General features: G+C 68.9%; 18 protein-coding genes and 2 pseudogenes. 13 read left to right on the top strand and 7 right to left on the bottom strand.

From position 1 onward, the window contains the following. Positions 1–2,216: 2,216 nt before the first annotated feature. Entirely contained in the window at positions 2,217–2,402 is a 186-nt protein-coding gene (locus D1J63_RS36620; protein WP_125635063.1) for a hypothetical protein, read from the bottom strand. A 980-nt stretch (positions 2,403–3,382) separates the two neighbouring features. Here D1J63_RS36620 and D1J63_RS36615 point away from each other — a divergent pair. The 9 genes and pseudogenes from D1J63_RS36615 to D1J63_RS36575 all read left to right on the top strand — a co-directional run bounded on the left by D1J63_RS36615 (position 3,383) and on the right by D1J63_RS36575 (position 10,884). Continuing rightward, a pseudogene (locus tag D1J63_RS36615) lies at positions 3,383–4,251 on the top strand (IS5 family transposase). Then, positions 4,248–4,985: a hypothetical protein gene (locus D1J63_RS36610; RefSeq protein WP_125635061.1), complete on the top strand. Its 738-nt coding sequence runs from the start codon at positions 4,248–4,250 to the stop codon at positions 4,983–4,985. Before D1J63_RS36615 ends, D1J63_RS36610 begins: the two are co-directional and overlap by 4 nt. A 749-nt stretch (positions 4,986–5,734) precedes the next feature. Beyond that, positions 5,735–6,757 carry an ABC-three component system protein gene (locus D1J63_RS36605; protein WP_241235488.1) on the top strand — a complete coding sequence of 341 codons (1,023 nt, stop codon included), beginning with the start codon at positions 5,735–5,737 and terminating at the stop codon, positions 6,755–6,757. After that, positions 6,750–7,229: a three component ABC system middle component gene (locus tag D1J63_RS36600; RefSeq protein WP_125627166.1), complete on the top strand. Its 480-nt coding sequence runs from the start codon at positions 6,750–6,752 to the stop codon at positions 7,227–7,229. Before D1J63_RS36605 ends, D1J63_RS36600 begins: the two co-directional genes overlap by 8 nt. A 4-nt stretch (positions 7,230–7,233) precedes the next feature. Continuing rightward, positions 7,234–8,154 (top strand): hypothetical protein, encoded by a 921-nt coding sequence (locus D1J63_RS36595; RefSeq protein WP_125635059.1) that lies wholly within the window; start codon positions 7,234–7,236, stop codon positions 8,152–8,154. Between the two features lie 158 nt (positions 8,155–8,312). Continuing rightward, positions 8,313–9,197 carry a DUF3732 domain-containing protein gene (locus D1J63_RS36590; RefSeq protein WP_241235675.1) on the top strand — a complete coding sequence of 295 codons (885 nt, stop codon included), beginning with the start codon at positions 8,313–8,315 and terminating at the stop codon, positions 9,195–9,197. Positions 9,198–9,268: 71 nt separating this feature from the next. After that, positions 9,269–9,517: a hypothetical protein gene (locus tag D1J63_RS36585; protein WP_125627168.1), complete on the top strand. Its 249-nt coding sequence runs from the start codon at positions 9,269–9,271 to the stop codon at positions 9,515–9,517. Further along, a complete protein-coding gene (locus D1J63_RS36580) occupies positions 9,514–10,491 on the top strand; it encodes a hypothetical protein (RefSeq protein ID WP_125627169.1) in 978 nt (325 codons plus the stop codon). Before D1J63_RS36585 ends, D1J63_RS36580 begins: the two co-directional genes overlap by 4 nt. A 69-nt stretch (positions 10,492–10,560) precedes the next feature. Further along, positions 10,561–10,884 (top strand): hypothetical protein, encoded by a 324-nt coding sequence (locus D1J63_RS36575; protein WP_125627170.1) that lies wholly within the window; start codon positions 10,561–10,563, stop codon positions 10,882–10,884. A gap of 275 nt (positions 10,885–11,159) precedes the next feature. Here D1J63_RS36575 and D1J63_RS36570 read toward each other — a convergent pair whose 3' ends face one another. After that, positions 11,160–11,600 carry a MarR family transcriptional regulator gene (locus D1J63_RS36570; RefSeq protein WP_125627171.1) on the bottom strand — a complete coding sequence of 147 codons (441 nt, stop codon included), beginning with the start codon at positions 11,598–11,600 and terminating at the stop codon, positions 11,160–11,162. Positions 11,601–13,100: 1,500 nt separating this feature from the next. On the opposite strand from D1J63_RS36570, the gene D1J63_RS36565 reads away from it, so the two are divergent. Beyond that, positions 13,101–13,736 carry a PKD domain-containing protein gene (locus tag D1J63_RS36565; protein WP_125627172.1) on the top strand — a complete coding sequence of 212 codons (636 nt, stop codon included), beginning with the start codon at positions 13,101–13,103 and terminating at the stop codon, positions 13,734–13,736. Positions 13,737–13,751: 15 nt separating this feature from the next. On the opposite strand, the gene D1J63_RS37510 is transcribed toward D1J63_RS36565, so the two are convergent. Further along, positions 13,752–14,144: a cupin gene (locus tag D1J63_RS37510; RefSeq protein WP_241235674.1), complete on the bottom strand. Its 393-nt coding sequence runs from the start codon at positions 14,142–14,144 to the stop codon at positions 13,752–13,754. Next, positions 14,141–14,458 (bottom strand): annotated as a pseudogene (locus tag D1J63_RS36555) (MFS transporter); the annotation flags it as partial. The gene D1J63_RS37510 and the pseudogene D1J63_RS36555, both read right to left, overlap by 4 nt. On the opposite strand from D1J63_RS36555, the gene D1J63_RS36550 reads away from it, so the two are divergent. Then, on the top strand, positions 14,367–14,780 hold the full coding sequence (locus D1J63_RS36550; protein WP_125635057.1) for an ABC transporter permease: 414 nt from the start codon (positions 14,367–14,369) through the stop codon (positions 14,778–14,780). The pseudogene D1J63_RS36555 and the gene D1J63_RS36550 overlap by 92 nt on opposite strands. Here the strand turns inward: D1J63_RS36550 and D1J63_RS36545 are convergent. Together D1J63_RS36545 and D1J63_RS36540 are read right to left on the bottom strand one after the other, a co-directional pair. Then, positions 14,774–15,697 carry a DegT/DnrJ/EryC1/StrS family aminotransferase gene (locus D1J63_RS36545; protein ID WP_241235673.1) on the bottom strand — a complete coding sequence of 308 codons (924 nt, stop codon included), beginning with the start codon at positions 15,695–15,697 and terminating at the stop codon, positions 14,774–14,776. The two genes, D1J63_RS36550 and D1J63_RS36545, sit on opposite strands and share 7 nt — an antisense overlap. A gap of 1 nt (position 15,698) precedes the next feature. Beyond that, positions 15,699–16,664, bottom strand: coding sequence for an NAD-dependent epimerase/dehydratase family protein (locus D1J63_RS36540; RefSeq protein WP_125635055.1), 966 nt, complete (start codon positions 16,662–16,664; stop codon positions 15,699–15,701). 298 nt (positions 16,665–16,962) lie between these two features. Here D1J63_RS36540 and D1J63_RS36535 point away from each other — a divergent pair, with 298 nt between their 5' ends. Beyond that, positions 16,963–17,604 (top strand): class I SAM-dependent methyltransferase, encoded by a 642-nt coding sequence (locus tag D1J63_RS36535; protein ID WP_241235672.1) that lies wholly within the window; start codon positions 16,963–16,965, stop codon positions 17,602–17,604. Between the two features lie 107 nt (positions 17,605–17,711). After that, positions 17,712–18,362, top strand: coding sequence for an NAD(P)H-dependent oxidoreductase (locus tag D1J63_RS36530; protein ID WP_125635053.1), 651 nt, complete (start codon positions 17,712–17,714; stop codon positions 18,360–18,362). On the opposite strand, the gene D1J63_RS36525 is transcribed toward D1J63_RS36530, so the two are convergent. After that, positions 18,317–19,363, bottom strand: coding sequence for a YafY family protein (locus D1J63_RS36525; RefSeq protein WP_125635051.1), 1,047 nt, complete (start codon positions 19,361–19,363; stop codon positions 18,317–18,319). The genes D1J63_RS36530 and D1J63_RS36525 overlap by 46 nt on opposite strands. Positions 19,364–19,387: the final 24 nt, after the last annotated feature.

The raw sequence follows: 19,387 nt of genomic DNA, 5'->3' as shown, positions 1-19,387 counted from the left end.
GGGCCCGCTCGAGCGTGGTGCCTGTTCACCCATCGGCAGGGACCCGTCAGGTGCGGCCCACTCCCCTGCCCGTCGAAGGGACGGTCGCATCCGGGCCGTGTGACATGGGTTCCCGCCACGGGACCATCCAAGGGCCGACGGTGCCGGATGAGGCGACGGTTACCGCAGGCCGGTGGCGCCCTTGGACCAGGTAGCGCCAGCCCGCCTGGCCTAAGGCGGAAACGCTGCACGGCGGGCGGGGCTGTCGCCAGGCGGCTGCGTGTCGCTGTCGTCGCAAAGAATCGGGAGGTGAAGCCTGATGTCGTTGCCGCCACCGCCGGTCGGCGTCATGCAGGCCATGCCGCTGCAAGGCGAGATGACCGCCTCGCGGCGCAGCTACGGTCAGGCCTGCACTGACCTACTCCGCGCCGTGATGGGGCAGCGCTTTCCCGAACTGGGCAGCGTGCGCTGGGGCAACCACGCCCGGGAAGCGAAGTGCTCGTCAACGGCCCAGCTATGGCCAGGCTGGCCGTCTTCCCGGGCTGCCGCAGGTGCCGCACGACCGGCTTCCCGCCCTGCGGTCGCCCGACGGCTACCTGCCGCGCATCACACGCATCTACCTGGCATGGGGCGCGCCCAGACGTCCGTGGATCACCCCAGGCGCGCTCGGCCCCGCAACGCTGTGCGTCGTGAGGAGAGCTCGATCCAAGGCCACGCCTGCACCCGCTGGTGCGGCAGCCAGCCAGCGTCTTCCCCACAGCTCCTCGGAGACGGAATCCTGTGAACAATTACCCGCCCCGCCACGCAGCAGGCGCTCCGGCCTGTGTCCGACTGGTGTCCCAGCCCGGGGCGCACGGTCGCACCCTGCGAGCCAGTGCCGCCGCCTTGGCACCGGTCCGCTGGGAGTCCACACTGTCCTACCTGACACGCCTGGCGGCAGCGCATCACTGGGAGTTGCCGGAGTTGCTCGCTCAACTGGGCATCCGGGTGGGGTACAGGGCACGGCTCCAGGCCGAAGGCGAGATCTACCTGTCGCCCGGCGCACAGGCGACGGTCGCTTCGTTGACAGGGATCCCCAGCAGCGTCTGCGGCGACTGCTGCCCGCTTGGACGCACACACCACCTAATACGCGGTGGTCGGAGGAGTCCGCAGCCACGGCTATGCGCGTGCCGTTCCGGCTGACCGCCCAGGGCTGCCCACGATGTCTCGCGGCCCGCGTGCACGGCCTTCGGCCTGCCCTGTACCTGCCGTTTCACCACCTCCTGTGCCGCGCACACGGGGTGTGGTCGCTGGGAAAACACACTCTGGCAGGGCAGCCGGTGCCCTACGCCCACGCTGATGTGCGGGCGTTGCGGAGGTAGCCGCCGCCAGCCGGGCGTACCGTCGGCTGCTGCGTCGGCACCCGGGCGACGCGGTGGCACGGCATTCAGCCGGGCCTACTCGGCAGTCGGGTACTGGTGGCTCGATCACGGCAGCTCGGATGCTGTGTGGCGGGCGCGCGCCCAATCTTTGGCTCACGGCCCCGTGAACGCGGAGATGTGGAGAATCCTGGCGCAGGCGGTGCTCATGTACCCCGAGACGGTGAACCTAACGCGTCTGCTGATCCGGCACCACTACGGCGAACCCACACTGCCCGGGGAAGATCCCAGAGCGCGACAGAGGTTGTTCGAGGACAGCGTGCTGGCGCGATGTGCCCGACCGTGGCTGACCCGCCGCTATCTGATACGGAGCAGCAACATCATCTTCCTCAGCCCCGGTATGAGCGTGGCCGCCGACCGTGCCGTCATCCGATCCACCAGCGGGTGCCACGCGATCTGGACGTGCCGGAACTGCAAGTCCTGGCTATGAGGGCCGCCCCGCCAAGGGGCTCATTCGGTGTTGTGGTCCGCCTATTCGCACCGCCTTGAGCAATGCCAGAACGAGCGTTCTCCATGGATGCGCCGATGACCCCGCACCGTGCGGGCCAGCCTCTCTTCCCGTGCGGACCCCGAGGGCACGGGACATGTCAGCTCCCCTCCTAGGCAGCAGCAGGACTGTTTCCGCACCTGTGGCGGATCACTATGCCGCTGCTGCGGCCGGTGCTCGCGCCGCCGAAGGGCGCGCAGGTCCGCTCCGCCGCTCTCCTGGTTATTGCTCGTATTGAGGCTTCGATCACCAGTCCTCTGCCAGGCCAGACCGGCAGTGGCCTTGTGAGCGTTGGCTGTCCGACGTTGCTGGACAACTCGGGAGCCGCGTCGTCAGGTGGTTCCGCGTCCGCTCGGGTAGTGAGCCTCGCGGACCTGCGGGGCGTTTGCCGGCTGGTTAGACGCGGCCTTGAGGAAGTCGTCCAGGGCGGTGGTGCCGAGGTTGAGGACGAAGACTCCGTTGCGGTAGTGCCTAAACCCGATCCGTTCCCACGCCTTGAGACGTGCAGTGATAGCCACGGGCTGGCCTTCCTCGTCGTCCGGATCGTCGGGGCTGGCGGTGAAGGAGGCGGGGTGGTAGGCGATGCCCGGCAGCCCGGCCTGAGGGTGCGGATCGCCCGCGCTGCCAGGACAGGGCCCAGGCCGTGCTTCTGCCAGAAGGGCTGCACTTGGGCACGGGTGAGGAACAGCAGCGCTGGCTCGATCGGCTCGGTGAACTTGTCGAGGTCGTCGCGCAGGTCGTCGGTTGCCGGGTCGATCACGGCTCGGGCCATCGCGCTGAGGAGGCACTGTGCCCGTCAAGAACGCCGAGCAGGTCGTCTGTCTCGAACGGCTCGACACGAGCGAACTCGAAGCTGGCGACATGCTCGACAGTCGCCCCGCTTTCCCGGTTCCAAATGTCAGCGGACACGTACCAGAGGTCCGGTGCGCCGTGCCCATCTTCGAACGCGTCCGCGTGGTGGGTGTGGGTGAGCCTGAGCCTGCTCAGCGCAGCCGGCAACGGTTGGCGGACGGCTCGGCAGTGGATGCCATCGGATTCACAAGGCTCCTGGTGTGCTGGATCAGTGGGCGCTCGTCACCCGGCCCGCAGCACGGGCGGCTGCCTGGCAGACAAGACTGCCAGGGCAGTATCGCCACCGGCAGACCGGCGTGGGCCGATACGGTCACACGCACCCGCTACCTAAGCGGCGCGTCCGCCGCTCAGCGAGCGAGAGGGTGCCCCAGCCCTAGGCCACAGTCCGCAGCGCCCTCAACGGTACGCACATCCCTTCGAAGGAGCTCACGTGATCCTCTCCGAGGACATATCGCCTTCCCCGAGCGTGGTGCGCATCTGTCCCTTCCGGGGCGAGACGACCTGGTCCTTTCTCACTCGGCTGGCCGAGGCCCATCGGCTCAAACCGGCTCTCTTGCTGAAGTCCTTGGGTGTTGAGCACTCAGCTGTCCCACGCACCGGACAGACCCGGGAAGTCTCGCTGTCGGCCGGAGCTAGGCAGTTTCGTTTGGATCAGTCGGTCGTTGGTTCGGGTGTGCCGTTGACTGATGCGCAGTGGGCGCGGATTGAGCCGTTGCTCCCGGACCGGACGCCGAGGCGAGGTGGTCGCTGGCGAGACCATCGAGAGGTGATCGACGCGATCGCCTACAAGTTCCAGACCGGCACGCAGTGGGTTCACCTGCCGGAGAAGTACGGCAACTGGCGAGGGGTCTACAACCGGCTGCGGATGTGGGCCGTCGACGGCACCTGGGAGCGAGTCTTCACCGCCCTGGTCGCCCAGGCAGACGCGGACGAGGACCTCAACTGGCCGTCTCGGTCGACTCCACCATCGTGCGGGCCCACCAGCACGCGGCCGGAGCCCGCAAAAGGGGGCCCCGGCCGGCGAGCCGACCGACCATGCCATCGGCCGGTCCCGCGGCGGACTGACCACGAAGATCCACCTCGCTGCGACGCCCGCTGCCGGCCCCTGGCGTTCGTTCTCACCGCAGGCCAGGCCGGTGACGCACCCGCGTTCACCGACGTCATGGCCCGCCTGCGCGTTCCCCGCCGACGAGGACGACCCCGCACCAGGCCGGACCTGGTCCTGGCCGACAAGGCGTACTCCTCCCGCGCGATCCGCGAGCACCTGCGCAAGCGCGGCATCCGGGCAGTGATCCCCGTCCCCGCAGACCAGCGCGCACACCGGCTACGTCGGGGCAGCCGGGCGGCAGGCCACCGGCCTTCGACCGCGAGACCTACAAGCAGCGCAACACCGTCGAGCGGTGCATCAACCGCCTGAAGCAGTGGCGTGGTATCGCCACCCGCTACGAAAAGACCGCCACCATCTACCTGGCCGGACTCCACATCGCGGGCATCTTCCTCTGGTCCGCCCGGTGATCCAAACGAAACTGCCTAAGTGGGCGATCGTCACCATGTGCGGCATACCTCATGAAAAGCTCACCGAGGCACTGCCCACGTGGCGGGAGGGAGAGCGGCCGCAGCGCAAAGGGCCCCGGCACGCCACGTTCCGGATTCCCTCCCACCTTCCATCGGCGCGCTGCTCCAGGTGTGTCGCCGGCCGTCAGGCCGGCAGCAAAGTCACCGCCTACGGCACATACTTCAGCCTGCTGTGCCCCAAACACCGCCGGTGGATGCTCGGCCCGCAGAGCGCCGACGGTACCGTCCTCGACTTCCAGCACGCCGACGTCAGCAACGCCCCTGAAGTCTTCGCCGCGTTCCGGCATTATCGGCCCAGCCGCGGATCCTATTCCGCCTACTGGCGCTACGCATCGGATTCACCGGTCAACTGTGCCTACACAGCGGTGAAGTACTGGTGGCTGGAACACCGGACCAGCGACGCTGTGTGGCGGGAGCGGGCCCGCCGGCTCACGCCTGCCGGAATCGACAGTGAGCTATGGGCTGTGGCGGCCAGGGAACCGATCACGTTCCCCGAGACTATCCGCGTCGCCAACATCATCCAGCGCTACCGGCAACGACTGCACCCCTACGGCACCATCCGAACTGGGAACGCAGGCTCGCAGCAGCGGAAACTGCACTCCGTCGCGACGTGGTGGACGCGCTTAGCCGGCCCTGGCTCACCCCGGCCGCCATGTCCCGGCTGGATCTGCTGAAGCGCTCCTACCAGCCGCTATTCCAGCGCGAGTGCACGAATTCACGTCACAAACGGGCCTCGGAGATCAGACCGACGGAGCTCACTGCGGTCGGTCTTGAGCCGATTGCCAGCGACGCCGCGGTAGCGCGGATGTGGAGCGGCTACTCTCACCTGCACTACCCCTGCGGCACCGACGACGTGCCCCTGCGCCCGAGAATTTTGTGACGGTGCAGATCCTGCCCACTGCCCGATGCCTGCCCATGTGTGAGAGTTGGTGCGCGCGGAGCGCAGTGGTGCCCTGCCTCCCACCGCCCGAAGCTGGAAACCATCGCCCCTGGTGAACCCACCCTGGCCCTACCACTGGCACTGCATGTACCACCAAGCCCAGTCCTGCCACTGCACCGGCCGCCCTACCCGCCACGGATCACCTCATGGATCCAGGTCAACGCCGCGACTGGCCAAGCCAGGCCCGCATCCCCAGCATGCATCTCCTCCCCACTATGGGCATCCACCCGGGATAGAGCCGACAACATCGCCGCCGTCATACTTGTGTTCGATTATTGTGATGTCCTGGACGGGCAACATCAGAATCGGGAGACTGTGGGCATGGCGTCCTCCGCGCATGAGGCATCTGCGTCAGCCCTGGGCTATATCTTCCAGGCGCAGCTCGCCCTCCTTGAGCTGCTACGGGGACAAGAGGATCGCCCGGACGGGGCGATCAGCCTGGAGCTCCACGACGATGTCGCGTGGGAAGAAGACGGTCGGCCCTTGGAACTCCTGCAGGTCAAGCACCACATCCGCAGTGTGCGGTCGCTCGGAGACAAGGACGATGACGTGTGGCGGACTATCCAGTCCTGGATGGACACCCACGCCCCTGGCGACGAGTACGGCCCCATGCTGACCCTGGTCACCACGCAGGAGGCCAGGCCGGGCACGGCTATGGCCGCGCTCAAGGCGCCCAATCCCGCACCCGCACAGGCCCTTGACCTACTCATCGCCGCCGCGCAGGAGTCGGAGGCCAGGGGAACGAAGGACGCACGAGCAGCTTTTCTGGCACTTCAGCCGGCGCAGCGTGCCGTCTTCGTACAGCGGATGAGGGTCATCGACGGTTCGCCGTCCATTGACGACCTCGACGCGCAGGTACGGGTGAAGCTCAGGGCCGCGCTCCCCGACGGGCACGCCGACTCCTTCATGCGGCAGCTGTGGGCGTGGTGGTACGAGCAGACCGTGGACATGCTGCAGAAGCGGCACACCAGCGTCTCCGTGACCCGGCTGATGCAGCGCATCAGCCGCATCCGCGACGACTACACCTCCGACAGACTGCCCACCCTGGTGGACCGTGAGGACTTTCCGCAGGAGGCCGAGACCGAGCTGGCCGATGCCTGCTTCGTCCACCAGTTGCGCTGGGTGGGCGCCGGCCGCCAGTTGAACAAGGCGATGGTGGACTACTACCGCGCCTACACCCAGACCGTGGCCTGGCTCGAAGACGACCTGGTGGACCTCGACGAGCTGGCACGGTTCGAGGACAACCTCGCCGACGAGTGGCAGCGGGAGTTCGACTGGATGCTTGACGACCTGGGTGAAGATGCCACCGACCGGGAGCAGGAACAGGCCGGCAAGGCGCTGCTACGCAAAACCCTGGACCAGACCCGGTACCGAATCCGTGAAGCGTACGACGAGGCGTTCTTCTCTCGGGGCAAGCACCACGAGCTGGCCGACCGCGGACGGGTCGGATGGCACCCCGACTTCGAGGCACGGGTGAAGAATCTGATCAGGGCCGCCCGTGCCTAGCTGGACACAGCGGCCGCAAGCCAGCGCCGCCTTCCTCAACCCTGCTCTCGTCGCGGCCGTCGCCGCCACTGCGGCACGCGATTATGAGCGGGAGGCCTCCGGCAGGCTGATGCCGTGGCCGATGGCCTTCGTCGTGGCCCCGCTGGTCCTGCACCGGCCCACGCGGCAAGCGCTGCCCACCTCGACGCGCACCCATCTCACGAACTGGGTGACGGACCACCCGGCACTCGTCGCAGGCCTTGCCGCGCGCAGCACCTCACTCGCGCCCTCCGTACGGGAAGGCCTGCGCTTCGGGCTGCGCCATCAGATGCTCACCATCGAGCAGGGGTCCCTCAGGGGCAGGATTCCGTCGACGTCCCGCATCGAGGGCGAACTTGCCGATCTGATCAAGGCCGCATCGTTGATAGGCCGCTGGACTGCCAAGTCCGACAACCCTTCCACCATCTTTGCGCTGCTGGGCGTGAGACCCTGAGCCGGTGCAGATCCGGTCGATCATCCTCTACAGCAAGAGCGGCGAAAAGCGCGTCCTGGACTTCCGGCTCGGTGAGCTCAACATCGTCACCGGCACCTCCCAGACAGGCAAGAGCGCGCTGCTCGACATCGTCGACTTCTGCCTCGGCAGGGACGAGGCCACGCTCCCGATCAGCCCGATCTTCAACACCGTCGCGTGGTATGCAGTCATCCTGCAACTGCCCGACACACGCATCCTCGCCGCACGGCCGGCGCCTCGCCCCGGCGCCAAATCCGTCACCAACGCCATGCTCGAAGTCGGCAACGACCTCGGTATCCCGGAACTGCCCGACCTCCGCGTCAACACCGACTCCACACAGCTGCGCCAGCAGCTCGGACGCCGGATCGGCATCGGAGATACCCGCAGCGAACCAGCGCCGGGAAGCCTGCTCTCCCCGCTCAGCGCCAACCTCGGCCACGCCGTCCTGCTCTGTCTCCAGAACCAGGACGAAGTCGCTTCCAAACGCGCCCTGTTCCACCGGCAGAACGAGCGCGGCATCCCCGAGAGCCTCAAGGCCACGATCCCCTACTTCCTCGGTGCGGTCCCCGAAGACCAGGCCACGCTCCAGCAGCAGCTCACCCAAGCCAAACGAGCCCTCCGCCGTGCCGAGAACGACCTCAAAGCCGCCCAGGAAGCAAACCAAGGCATCGAGGCCCGCCTTGAGTCCCTTCTCAGCGAAGCCCGCGTCCACGGCCTGCTCCCCGACAACAGCGTCGACACCTCCGACAGAGCAGCCGTCATCGAGGCCCTGCAACAGGCTGCCTCCTTCCGGCCCACCCCGACAACGCAGACGAGGAACAGCGGCGGCAGGAACTCCTCCTCACCGAACAGTCATCCGCTCTCCGACGGCAGCTGCGCTCCCTCGCAGAAGAACGCCAACTCCTAAACGACCTGGAGACACAGGCCGCCGGCTACACCGGCGCCGTCGCCCGCGGCATGTCACGTCTGTCGGCGCTCAGCCTCGTACCCGACCACTTTTCCGGCGAACACAGCTGCCCTCTGTGCGGAAACGAGCTCACCGAGCCCGACCCCACCGTCGCCGATATGCACACCACCCTCGCAGACCTCCGAGGGCAGCTCGACAGCGTCCAAACCGTCCAGCCCCGCCGTGAGCAGGCCCTCCGCGAGATCGAGCAGACGGCGACGCGTCTACGCGAACATCTCCGCGGCATCGAAGGCGCCCTGAGCATCATCGCCGAGCAGCGCAACCAGCAGGCCGGTCTCCTTGGACAGGCCGAAGCCCAGGCCTACACCCGCGGCAGGATCAGCGCCTACCTGGGCCAGATCAGCGCCGCCTCCGACAGCGGACACCTCCAGCGCCTGGAGTCAGACGTCGCCGTCGCCCAGCGGCTCGTCCAAGGCCTCGAAGAGCAGCTCGACACCGAGACCCTCGACGACAGACTCACCCACGGCCTCAGCTACCTCAGCGGCAAGATGACCAGCCACGCCCGAACCCTGAGACTCGAACACGGCGACCGCCTGGTCCGTCTGGACCTCAAAAATCTCACCGTCGTCGCCGACACCGACGAAGGCATCACCGAACTGCTCCGCATCGGCAGCGGCAAGAACCACGTCGGCTACCACGTGGCCACGCATCTCGCCCTCCACCAGTACTTCGTCACCAACAGCCGGCCCGTACCCCGCTTCCTCATGCTCGACCAACCCACCCAGCCCTACTACCCCTCCGACATGGCCAAACAGCGCGGACGCCTGGAGGACATCACCCTGGACGAAGACCGCGTGACCGTCACCCGCCTCTTCGAACTCATGCACCAGGTCGTCAGGGACCTGTCCCCGAACTTCCAGATGATCGTCAGCGACCACGCGGACCTGCCCCACGACTGGTACCAGGACTCCATCCGCTACAACTGGCGCAACGGCGACAAACTCATCCCCACCACCTGGCTCGACGACAACCCCACTCCGTAGCCAGGCACCCTCGGCACTCTCCACCGTCGATCCGCCCGGGCAGAACCGACAACAGCGGCACTGTCAGACCCGTGCGGAACAATGCCTTCATGGGCGAATCCCTCGCGACGCAGTTCCTCAGCGCGGACCTCGAGACGGCCTGCCCCAGCTGCCGCTACCTGATGTGGATCCGCTACTCGGAGGTCGTAGCTCAGACAGCCGTGATCTGTCCCTGCTGCTACGCCCAGATCTGGCTGGTCGACGAGACCGGCAGCGCGCAGAACGCGGGCGACGTCGTCCAGCAACAGATCTCCCAAGCTCTGAAAGGCCTCTTCCGGTGAAGTACCAGCAGCGCCTCCAGGTCGCCGTGCGCGAACGCCTGCGCAAACTCATGACCACGCCCTTCTCCAGCGCCGGCCACGAAGTCCACCTCGCCGTCACCTGGATCAAGAATCAGCCAGCCCTCAGAGGACTCCTCGAAGAGGCAGCCCGGAAGGAGCCGGACCTGGACCGGGAGAAGTTCCAGACCGGCTTGTCCCGTAGCGGGCGGTTCTTCTGGCCAAGCCGGACCGAGGAAGGGCGGGCCTCGCTCGTCTGGGAGCTGATGCAGGACATCGCCAAGGCGGAAGCAGAGGACCCAGAAGCCGGCTGGCGCGTCGCGAGCGACTACAGCCCCAAGAGCAGCCTCCAGGACAGCTGGCGGGAGTTCGCCGAGGACGTCCTGCAGCCCCTGTTCGACTTCCTCAGCGAACGCGTCGGCGCCGAAAGCAGCATCCTTCACACCCTCGAGCGCTACCGCACCCGCATCGAATGGTTCGACCGCGAAGAGCTGTACACCCGCTTCGAAGCCGACCGCGCCAACGGCGAGGAGGTCTACAACCTCGACCTGCAGCGCTTCCTCTTCCTCGAAGGCGACCACATCACCCACGCCAAGCCCCGCTCAGCCTCCGGCGAAGCCGACCTCATCGGCGACCTCGACGGCCGCGACCCCCTCGTCTGCGACGGCAAGATCTTCGACGGCAAAAGCCGCGGCAAGAGCTACCTCGTCAAAGGCATGCACCAGGTCGTCAAGTACGCCCACGATTACGGGCAACACACGGCCTACCTCGTCATCTACAACATCAGCGACAAGCTCCTCGAGTTGCCGACCGACGGCACCCCCGGAGCCTGGCCCCCATACACCGAACTCTCCGGCGTCCGCGTCTACTTCATCCACGTCCGCGTTCTGCCACCCACCACCACCGCCAGCAAAGCCGGCAAAGCCACCCGCGTCACCCTCACCCGAGACGACCTCACCAACCCCGACGCCTCCTGACGCCCGAGTGAGCAGGTACTTTCGGCAGGATCCATACCTCAAGGCGCCTGCCACCCAATAGGGAGCACTGTGAACAGCCGGGACCGCATCCCGTACTTCCGCTGGCAGCGCCACTTCCCGCGCCTCATACAGGACCGGAGCGCGGGCCTGATGATGGCCGGGGCGGCGGTCATCGCCCTGTCGTTCAGCGTCATCGGCGGTCTCTCTGAGCTGTCCGGACCCTCATCAGATCCGTGCCAGCGGGCACGCGACATCGCCGACGAAGCCCGCCCCGCTGACGGAAAAGTGGACTCCGGCATTGAACGCGAGCAGGCCATCGAACCAGCACGTGAATGGCTCGACGCTGCCACGGAATGCCAAAAGGCCAGCGGCGACCCAGGACCGGGGTTCTAGCCACCACACCGCAGAGCATCCCGCGCCACCCCAATGGCACCTCAAATAGCGACCCAGGAAAACTGCACTACGCTCGATCAACCTGCACACAGCGCATAAGCGCAGGTCAGACAGCTACTTCCGCGCTCATCCCCGCACGCCGAGGACCCCGCCCACCAGGAAGACCACCCACAAAACTGAGAAACCCCAGCTCGTAGCCACAGAAGCCACGCAGAACGACTGGGCGACGACACCTGCCCGCGAGCCCCAGCCGCTGTACGGAGCAGTGGACCGGGTCAGGGAGAGCTGGGTGACTCGATCCGGGACACGAGCTCTTCCAGCAATTCATGGAGCCGTGCCCGCTCCGCGGCACCGAGCGGCGCGAGGATCGACTCCTCGACGCCGTCCATGGCCTCTTCGAATCCTTGGATCAGCCCGGAGCCCGCCGGAGTGACACGCACCCGGCGGCTGCGTGTGTCACTCTCCTGCGCCTGACGCTCCACGAGTCCGCGCCGCTCGAGTCCGGCGAGGAGTCGCGAGACGCTCGGCGCACTGGTGCGCATGGCCCGCGCGACGTCACGCTGAATGGCGTCCGGGTTCTTCGAGAGGTATGCCAACACGGCACTCTGCTCGTGCGTGAGACCGCGTTCCCGTATCCACTCTTCAGCGACGCGCCGCTGCCCCCACACGACCCACCGCATCAGCTCCAGCGTGCTCTCTCTGCTCGATCCATTCATAGTTAGCACGCTAACTGTTGCCAGGTTAACTATCAAGCCTTTGGGCTTTGTCTCACTACGTGGACAAACGCTGCCGCGCCGGACCTCCGCGCGCTGAACCCGTCCGCCACCGCTACGGCCGCAGCGGCGGTTCCACGCCGGTGACGCGGAGCGCACCTACTGCTGCCCGGGCCGGAACTTGTTGCTGGCCCAAGCCCAGAACCGGGAGGCCGCAGTCCGACTTCCGTGGATGTCACCGACCGCGAGCACACGGACAGGCAATGACCGACGTATGTGTCGTCCACGGCCCGGTCACCTGGTCGATGGGCGGGCAAGGGCGGCCCCGCCCGGTTCGCGACGCAGCCCTTCCAGCACGACTCCCGTGTGGCGTTGGCCAGCCACTGGCCGTCCGCCCAGCGCGTCGAGTTGCCGAGGCGCGAAGCGCTCACTCCGAGTGGGCGTATCCGGTGAAGGCCTCTCCCTCGGCGGCGCGGGGGGTGGCGGCTTCAGTGGCCGAACGCTTCGATCCACGGGTCACCTCATTCCAAAGGGAAGTTCATGCCGACGCAAAGACGAACACTGCGGACACTGGTCACGCTTTGCGTGGCATCAGGACTGCTGGCGTTACCCGCCGGCCTGGCCCATCGGCGCACGCGGCAACTTCGTCCGATGTCGTGCGCAATGAGGACGGTCAGTTCCTGGCGAAGGCGGAGTTCAACTCGGGGCTGCACTACTACCACCACAACGGCAAGCCCGGTCCCGGAGTGAACTCCTTTCGGGTTCTGGACCGTTGTGGGGACGGGCTGACCCCCAAAGTCACCTGGACGGAGAACACGAGGACCCGCGTCGCGACACTGACGGACGAGTGCCTGCTGCCCGGTTTCCCCTATCGCACCCACACGGTGAAGACCGGCTACGCCCCCGAGATCATGGAGGAGACGACCTGGTACGTGTCCCTGTTGGACGCGATGGGACGAGCTCCTGGAAACGCACACCGCTGCCCCGGGCATCACCGCAGACCAGAACGAGTCGATGCTCAAGCAACTGGCCTGCCATCTGCTGTACGCCATACCGGGGCAGACAGGCGGCCCCACGTGGGATCTGGAGGCCGAGCACCCGAACATCCCGTGGGAGGAGGTGCTCGACCCGAGCAAGGTCCTGGACCACGAATGCAACTGGGGCTTCACCGGGGACCGATTGCCCACCATCCCTCCCGTGAACGGCGACCCTGACGACGCATCCCCGATGATCCACGCCGGACCTGACACCGCCGGGGACGAGGGCTCACAGGTACGGCCCGACGGGCCTCCGACGACGGCGGCCGTCCGGAAACCGAGTGGTCCTACACCGCGGGCGACGATGCGGACGCGGGAACCACCTGCGCCTTCACGGACACGTCGAGCGCGGACACCGGGTTCCTGCACCGACGACGGCACGTTCACCGTCACACTGACCGCTGACGACGGCGTGAACCCTCCCGTCAGCGACAGTGCGCAGGTCACCGTGAAGAACGTCGCCCCCGTGATCAAAGTGACTGGCCCGGAGGACTGGTCGGTGCACCGGGTGAAGAACGAGGCGTCGGTCCGGGCGACGTTCACCGATCCCGGCTCCAACGACACCCACACGTGCAAGGTCACCTGGGACAACGGGCAGATGTCCACCTCCAGCGCGACAGACGGTGCCTGCGAAGCCGGGCACCGCTTCAACCATGCCGGAACGAGAACGATCAAGGTGGAGGCAGCGGACGACGACAACGGCTCTGACAACGGACAGACCATGGCCGTTGCCCACGACCCCAGGGCCGGGCTGCTGACCGGACTCGGCACTGTCGACGGCAGCGCCTTCACTGTGGCCGGCAAGTACCCGTCCGCAGGTTCCACCGTGCCGGCGAGGACCGCCGTACCGAGCGTTCCCACGCAGGACGGACGCCTGAAAGTCGTGCCCACGAAGCTGGAGTGGCTGATGATCACGCCGGACGGCAAGGCCGCAGTGAAGGGCGAGTCCGCCCGCCACAGCTTCCTCGGCTACGCGGAGGCAGGCAAGTTCCAGGGGGTGGTCTGGCCCCTCTCCGCGGGAAACGTCCCGCCTGAGCAGCCGTTGTACGACACCAGCCCGGGAGCGAGCTGGGACATCGACCGGGCCGAACCAAAAGGGTGACGGCGGGAGCAATGATCATCGACTCGCGTTGGATTCCAGGGCTTCCGCAACTGCCGTGCACCGGCGGCCTGCTGGACGACACGCTGCGAACCCCGCCGCGAACCTGACTCGACGTGAACCGCTGACAACCACTGAGTCCGCGGACGAGGATGGCTCATACTCGCCGTCCACTGGACCGCCCTCGTCCCCCGGAGCAAGGCCGCCGGCCAGGCAGCACACGGCTTCCTCCGCCTCCGGGTGCATCTCCCAGTAATCGGTGTGAACGTCGGCGTCGGTCTCCACGTGGAACGTGGCGATCTGCCAGGCGCCGGAGTCGCTGCTCGTCATCTGCCGTTCGACGGCTCGGACGTCGCCGGCGGGGCGGAAGTGCAGCGCCGAGGCGAACAGGTCGACGGTGGTGGTCTTCATGACGGTGTTCCTTCCAGCTCGTTCTCTTCAGAAGCGGTGGATTGCGGGACGGGTGCGACGGGCCGGCGGCGGCGCGGCAGCACACCGATCGCCACGACCGCCGCGAGCACGAAGACGGCGGCGGCGACGGCCAGCCCCAGGCCGTAGCCGTCGTTGAGCGCGGCGGGGTCGGTTGCTGTGCCGGTGTGGTGCGCGGCAAGGGTGGCCAGGACGGCCAGCCCGATGGAGCCGCCGAGTTGGCGTGAGCTGTTCATGAGGCCGGAGGCCATTCCGGCCTCCCGCGCGGCGACTCCGGTGGTCGCGGCGGCGGCGACGATCGGCCTGAGCGTCCGCTCCCCCGAAGTGCTCGGCAACGTGCTGCTGATGGCACTGCTGCCGCTGACCTTCGTGTCCAACGCCTTCGTGCCCAGCGACGAACTGCCCGGCCCGATGCGCGTGATCGCGGAGTGGAACCCGGTCTCCACGGTCGTCGCGGCATGCCGCGAACTCTTCGGCAACATCCCGCCCGGCTGGCCCGAGCCGGACGCGTGGCCGCTGCAGCACCCGGTTGCGGCGTCCTTCCTGTGGGTGGCGGTCATCCTGCTGGTCTTCGTGCCGCTGGCCATCCGCCGCTACCAACGGGCCGTCAGTCAGTAGACGGGCCGCGGGCGCGGGTCCTGCCGCGGCCGCCGGTCCGGACTTCCCCTGGAGGAGGAGCCATGCGATTCCTGTTCGTCACCGGTGGCGGATCCGCGCCCGTCCACGCCGGCATTCCCCTGGCCTGGGCGGCCCGCAGCGCCGGACACGAGGTGCTGGTGGCCTGTCCGCGCGAGAACGCGGACCTGGTCGCCGGGCTTGATCTCGGCCTGCACCTCGTCGAGCCGGCTGTTGTGCCCCGGGGTCTGCACAACGTAGTACCGCTCGGCCATGCCGTAGTACCGCAGCCGGCGCAGCCGGGCGTCGGTCTCCGCCGAGTCGGTGAGGACCGCGCCGGCGTCGCCGTAGGCGCCGAGCACCTTGGTCGGGTAGAAGGAGAACGCGGCGGCGTCCCCCATGGTGCCGGCGAGCCGGCCGTGGTGCCGGGCGCCGTGGGCCTGGGCGCAGTCCTCCAGGATCACCAGGTCGTGGCGGCGGGCGAGCTCGCGCAGCGGCGCCATGTCGACGCACTGGCCGTACAGGTGCACGGGCAGCAGGGCACGGGTGCGGGGCGTGACGGCGGCCGCCACCTGGTCGGTGTCCATCAGGAAGTCGTCCTCGCGGACGTCGACGAAGACAGGGGTCGCGCCGGCGCCGTCGATGGCGACCACGGTGGGGGCCGCCGTGTTGGACACCGTGATCACCTCGTCGCCGGGTCCGACGCCCAGGGCTTCGAGACCGAGCTTGACGGCGTTGGTGCCGTTGTCGACGCCGGTGCAGTGGGCCAGTCCGTGGTAGGCGGCGAACTCCGTCTCGAAGCCGCTGACGGCGTCCCCCAGGATCAGCCGGCCGGATCGGAAGACGGTGTCGACGGCGTCGAGCAGGTCTTCCCGTTCGGCCTCGTACTCGGGCAGGTAGTCCCAGACGTGGACGGTCATGTCAGTGTGCGCTCCGTTTCTGGTCGGTCGTGTGGTGTCGCCGTAGGAAGTCGTGCCAGAAGTCCTCCACCGCCTCCGCGAGGGAGCGCCGCGGCCGCCAGCCGAGCAGCCGCGCGGCCGGAGCGATGTCCACCCGGGACCACTCCTCGGTGGAGTGCCGGATGCCGGCGCCCGGCCGTTCGACGACGCGGGCGGGCACCCCGCTGCGGGCGATGAGCAGGTCCACGAGCGTGCGCACGGGCACGCTCTCTCCTCTGCCGATGTCGACCAGCTCGCCGGAGAGCGAGGTGGTGGCGGCGGCCACCACCGCGTCGGCGACGTCCCGCACGTCGACGTAGTCCCGGCGGGCCAGCAGCGGGTCCAGCTCCACCCGGGCCACGCCGTCCGGGCCGGCCTGCGCCAGCCGGGTGGCCACCCGGCCGAGCAGGCTCACGTCCGGGCTGCCCGGACCGGCCAGGTTCGCTGCCCGCAGCACCATGCCGTCGAACCGGCCGGCGCGCACCCGGTCCAGGACGGCTCGGGTCGCCGCCAGCTTGGCGCGCCCGTACGCACTGGTCGGACGGGCGGCAGTGGCGGCGCCCACGGTGGTGCCGGCCTCGACCCGCCCGTACTCCAGGACCGATCCGAGGTGGATCACACGGGGCCGTGCGCCGGACAGCGCGAGTGCGTCGAGGAGCCGCAGGGTCGGCGCCGCGGCCGCGTCCCACATCTCCGGGTCGCTGTGTCCCCAGATGCTGCCGACCGCGTTGACGACCACCGCGGGGGAGGTCTCGGCCAGCACGGCGGCCACCTCCCCGACCGGCTGCCGGCCGAGGTCGAGGGGACGGAACCGGCCGCCCACGGAATCGGCGGGCGGTCTGCGGGCCACGGCGACGACGTCGAAACCGCTCCTGTCGAGTCCCTCGCACACGTGCCGTCCCACGAAGCCTGTGCCGCCGAGTACCAGAGCGCTGGGCTGAGCAGGCATTGCGTCCTTCTTCCGCGCGATGGGGCACTCCTGCCGCCCACCGTGCCGGACTTCGGTCGGGCCTCGCTAGAGCCGCCCGGCCGCTCCAGCGGTCCTCGACGCGCGGGCGGGAAGCTGACCGCGGTGTCCGCGGCCCGGCCGCGGCCGGCACCCGCCGGATCCCGCTCGGCCCGTGGCCGGCCGGAGCCGGCCCCGACCATGGGCAGAAGGGCGGTATCGCATGTACGGCGCCGACTCGGCACGGTTCTACGAGGCGTAGCACACCGCGCGGGGCAAGGACTACCGGGCCGAGGCCGAGGTGGTCGCGGAGCATGTCCTGCGCCTGCGTCCCGGTGCTTCCTCGGTCCTCGACGTGGCCTGCGGAACGGGCGGGCACCTGGATCCGTTCGGCGAGCTGATCGGGCACGTGGAGGGCGTCGATCTGTCCGAGCCGATGCTGGCGATCGCCCGGCACAAGCATCCCGGCGTGGCGCTGCACCTCGGCGACATGCGCGACTTCCGGCTGGGTCGGGTCTTCGACGTGGTCACCTGCCTGTTCGCCTCCATCGGCTACGTGCGGTCCGCCGCCGAACTGGACCGGACGCTGGCCTGCCTCGCCCGGCACACGGCGGAGGGCGGAGTGGTGGCGGTCGAGCCGTGGTGGTTCCCGCAGACGTATCTGGACCGGTGGGTCAGCGCGGACACGGTGAAGTGGGAGGACACCACCGTGGCCCGGGTGGCGCACACCGTGCGCGACGGCGACGCCTCGCGCATGGAGGTGCACTACCTGGAGGCCACTCCCGAGGGCGGGGTGCGGCATCTCACCGAGGTGCACCGGGCGATGCTGTTCACCCGGGAACGCTACGAAGAGGGCTTCCGCCGGGCCGGGCTGGAGCCGCGGTACGTCCCGGAGGTGCTGTCGGGGCGGGGGCTGTTCCTGGGGGTGCGCCCCGGGCGGTGACGGCCCACGAGTGACGCTCTGTCCTGTTTCGAGCGGCCCGCGCGAGCGTGACGACCCACATCCCGGGTGCCGTGCGGCACCCCCGCCCGAAGCTGGAGAGCTCCCCCATGGCCCGACTGCTGCACATCGACTCGTCCTCCGCCCGGGACTCCGTCTCCCGCGCGCTCGCCGTCCGCTTCCGTGAGGTGTGGGACAAGGAACACGGGCCCGACTCCGTGACCTACCGCGACCTGGTCGCCGACCCCGTCCCGCACCTCGACGGGGACGCGGTCGTCACCCTGTGGTCCGAGCCGTACACCGAGGCCCAGCGGGCGACGGCGACGCTGCAGAACCGGCTGGTGGAGGAGATCCTGGCCGCGGACGCGCTGCTGGTCAGCGTGCCGATGTACAACTGGACCGTGCCCTCGGGGCTCAAGGCGTGGCTGGACCAGTCGCTGATCCTGGGCCGCACCCTGCCCTACGACCCGGGCCACAAGCCGCTGGGCGGGCGCCCGGCGACCGTGCTGACGGCCTGCGGCGGCTACTACGGCGCGGACGTGCCGGAGGCGTCCATGGACCACTGCCGTCCCTACCTCGCCACCGTGCTGGGTCAGGTGCTCGGCTACGACCTGGAGACGATCACGGTGTGGCGCACCCTGGCCACCGCAGGCCAGGGCGACGCGCAGGAGCGCCGGGCGGCCGAGGAGTCGCTGCGCGCCGGCCAGGAGGCGGCTCAGGCCCGGGCCCGCGCGGTGGCGGCCTCGTTCGGCGAGGTCTGACCGCGGTCGGCGCGTCCCGCCGGCGCCCGGCCCGGGCCGGCGGCGCTCGCGTCGGCCGCCCGGCTCAGCCGGGCGGTCAGGGTGCGCAGGTGGGCGACGAGTTCCGGTGGCTCGTGGACCTCGAAGTCGAAGCCGAACGCGGCCACCCACACCGCGAGCTGGTCGAGGCTGTCGGACCCGATCCGCAGGGTGCAGGTGTGCTCGTCGACCGGTTCCACCAGGCCCAGCGAGGCGGGGACCTCGTCGGCCACGTCGCGGGCGTTGCCGTGCATGGTGAGGACGGCGTGGTAGCGGTGGCGGGTGGTCGTCATGCTCAGCGTGACGTACTCGGCGACGCCCTCCCCGGGCAGTGGCCGGGGACGGAACCGGGGCCCGTTGGGGATGCGCAGCCGCATCCGGTCCACCCGGAAGGTCCGCCAGCCGGCCCGCGCGGTGTCCCAGGCGAACAGGTACCAGCGGCGCTCGTTGTGCACGAGCCGGTACGGTTCGGCGTCGCGCTCCTCGGACACGCCGCGGCCGTCCCGGTAGTCGAAGCGCAGCCGCTCGTGGGTCCGGATCGCCGTGGCGATCGCGGTCAGCGCGCCCGGGTCGACGGTGGAGCCGAGCATGGGCAGGGTGACCAGGGCGGAGCTGATGGCGTTGACGCGGGCCCGCAGCCGCGAGGGCAGCACCTGGTCGAGCTTGGCCAGCGCCCGCGTCGAGGTCTCGGCTATGCCGGTCACCGTGCCGGCGGCGGCGGTGCGCAGACCCACGGCCACCGCGACGGCCTCCTCGTCGTCGAGGAGGAGCGGTGGCAGCGAGGCGCCCGCCGCCAACTGGTACCCGCCGCCCACGCCGCCGATGGACTGGATCGGATAGCCGAGGGCGCGCAGCTTGTCGACGTCCCGGCGCACCGTGCGGGGGCTCACCGACAGGCGTTCGGCCAGTTCGGCGCCTCCCCACTCGTGGCGCGCCTGGAGCAGGGCCAGTAGTCGCAGCAGCCGTGCCGAGGTCTCCAGCATGCCCACCAGTGTTCCAGGTTTCGC

The sequence above is a fragment of the Streptomyces sp. KPB2 genome, assembly GCF_003950055.1.
Classification (GTDB): Bacteria; Actinomycetota; Actinomycetes; order Streptomycetales; family Streptomycetaceae; genus Streptomyces; species Streptomyces salinarius.
This window is presented reverse-complemented; position numbering and strand designations above follow the sequence as displayed.

What these genes read in the sequence shown, in the direction of transcription:
- D1J63_RS36570 (WP_125627171.1), bottom strand. Translation starts at nt 11,600, where the DNA reads ATGAATGGATCGAGCAGAGAGAGCACGCTGGAGCTGATGCGGTGGGTC.
- D1J63_RS36590 (WP_241235675.1), top strand. Translation starts at nt 8,313, where the DNA reads ATGCACACCACCCTCGCAGACCTCCGAGGGCAGCTCGACAGCGTCCAA.
- D1J63_RS36540 (WP_125635055.1), bottom strand. Translation starts at nt 16,664, where the DNA reads ATGCCTGCTCAGCCCAGCGCTCTGGTACTCGGCGGCACAGGCTTCGTG.
- D1J63_RS37510 (WP_241235674.1), bottom strand. Translation starts at nt 14,144, where the DNA reads ATGAAGACCACCACCGTCGACCTGTTCGCCTCGGCGCTGCACTTCCGC.
- D1J63_RS36545 (WP_241235673.1), bottom strand. Translation starts at nt 15,697, where the DNA reads ATGACCGTCCACGTCTGGGACTACCTGCCCGAGTACGAGGCCGAACGG.
- D1J63_RS36550 (WP_125635057.1), top strand. Translation starts at nt 14,367, where the DNA reads ATGGAGCCGCCGAGTTGGCGTGAGCTGTTCATGAGGCCGGAGGCCATT.
- D1J63_RS36530 (WP_125635053.1), top strand. Translation starts at nt 17,712, where the DNA reads ATGGCCCGACTGCTGCACATCGACTCGTCCTCCGCCCGGGACTCCGTC.
- D1J63_RS36525 (WP_125635051.1), bottom strand. Translation starts at nt 19,363, where the DNA reads ATGCTGGAGACCTCGGCACGGCTGCTGCGACTACTGGCCCTGCTCCAG.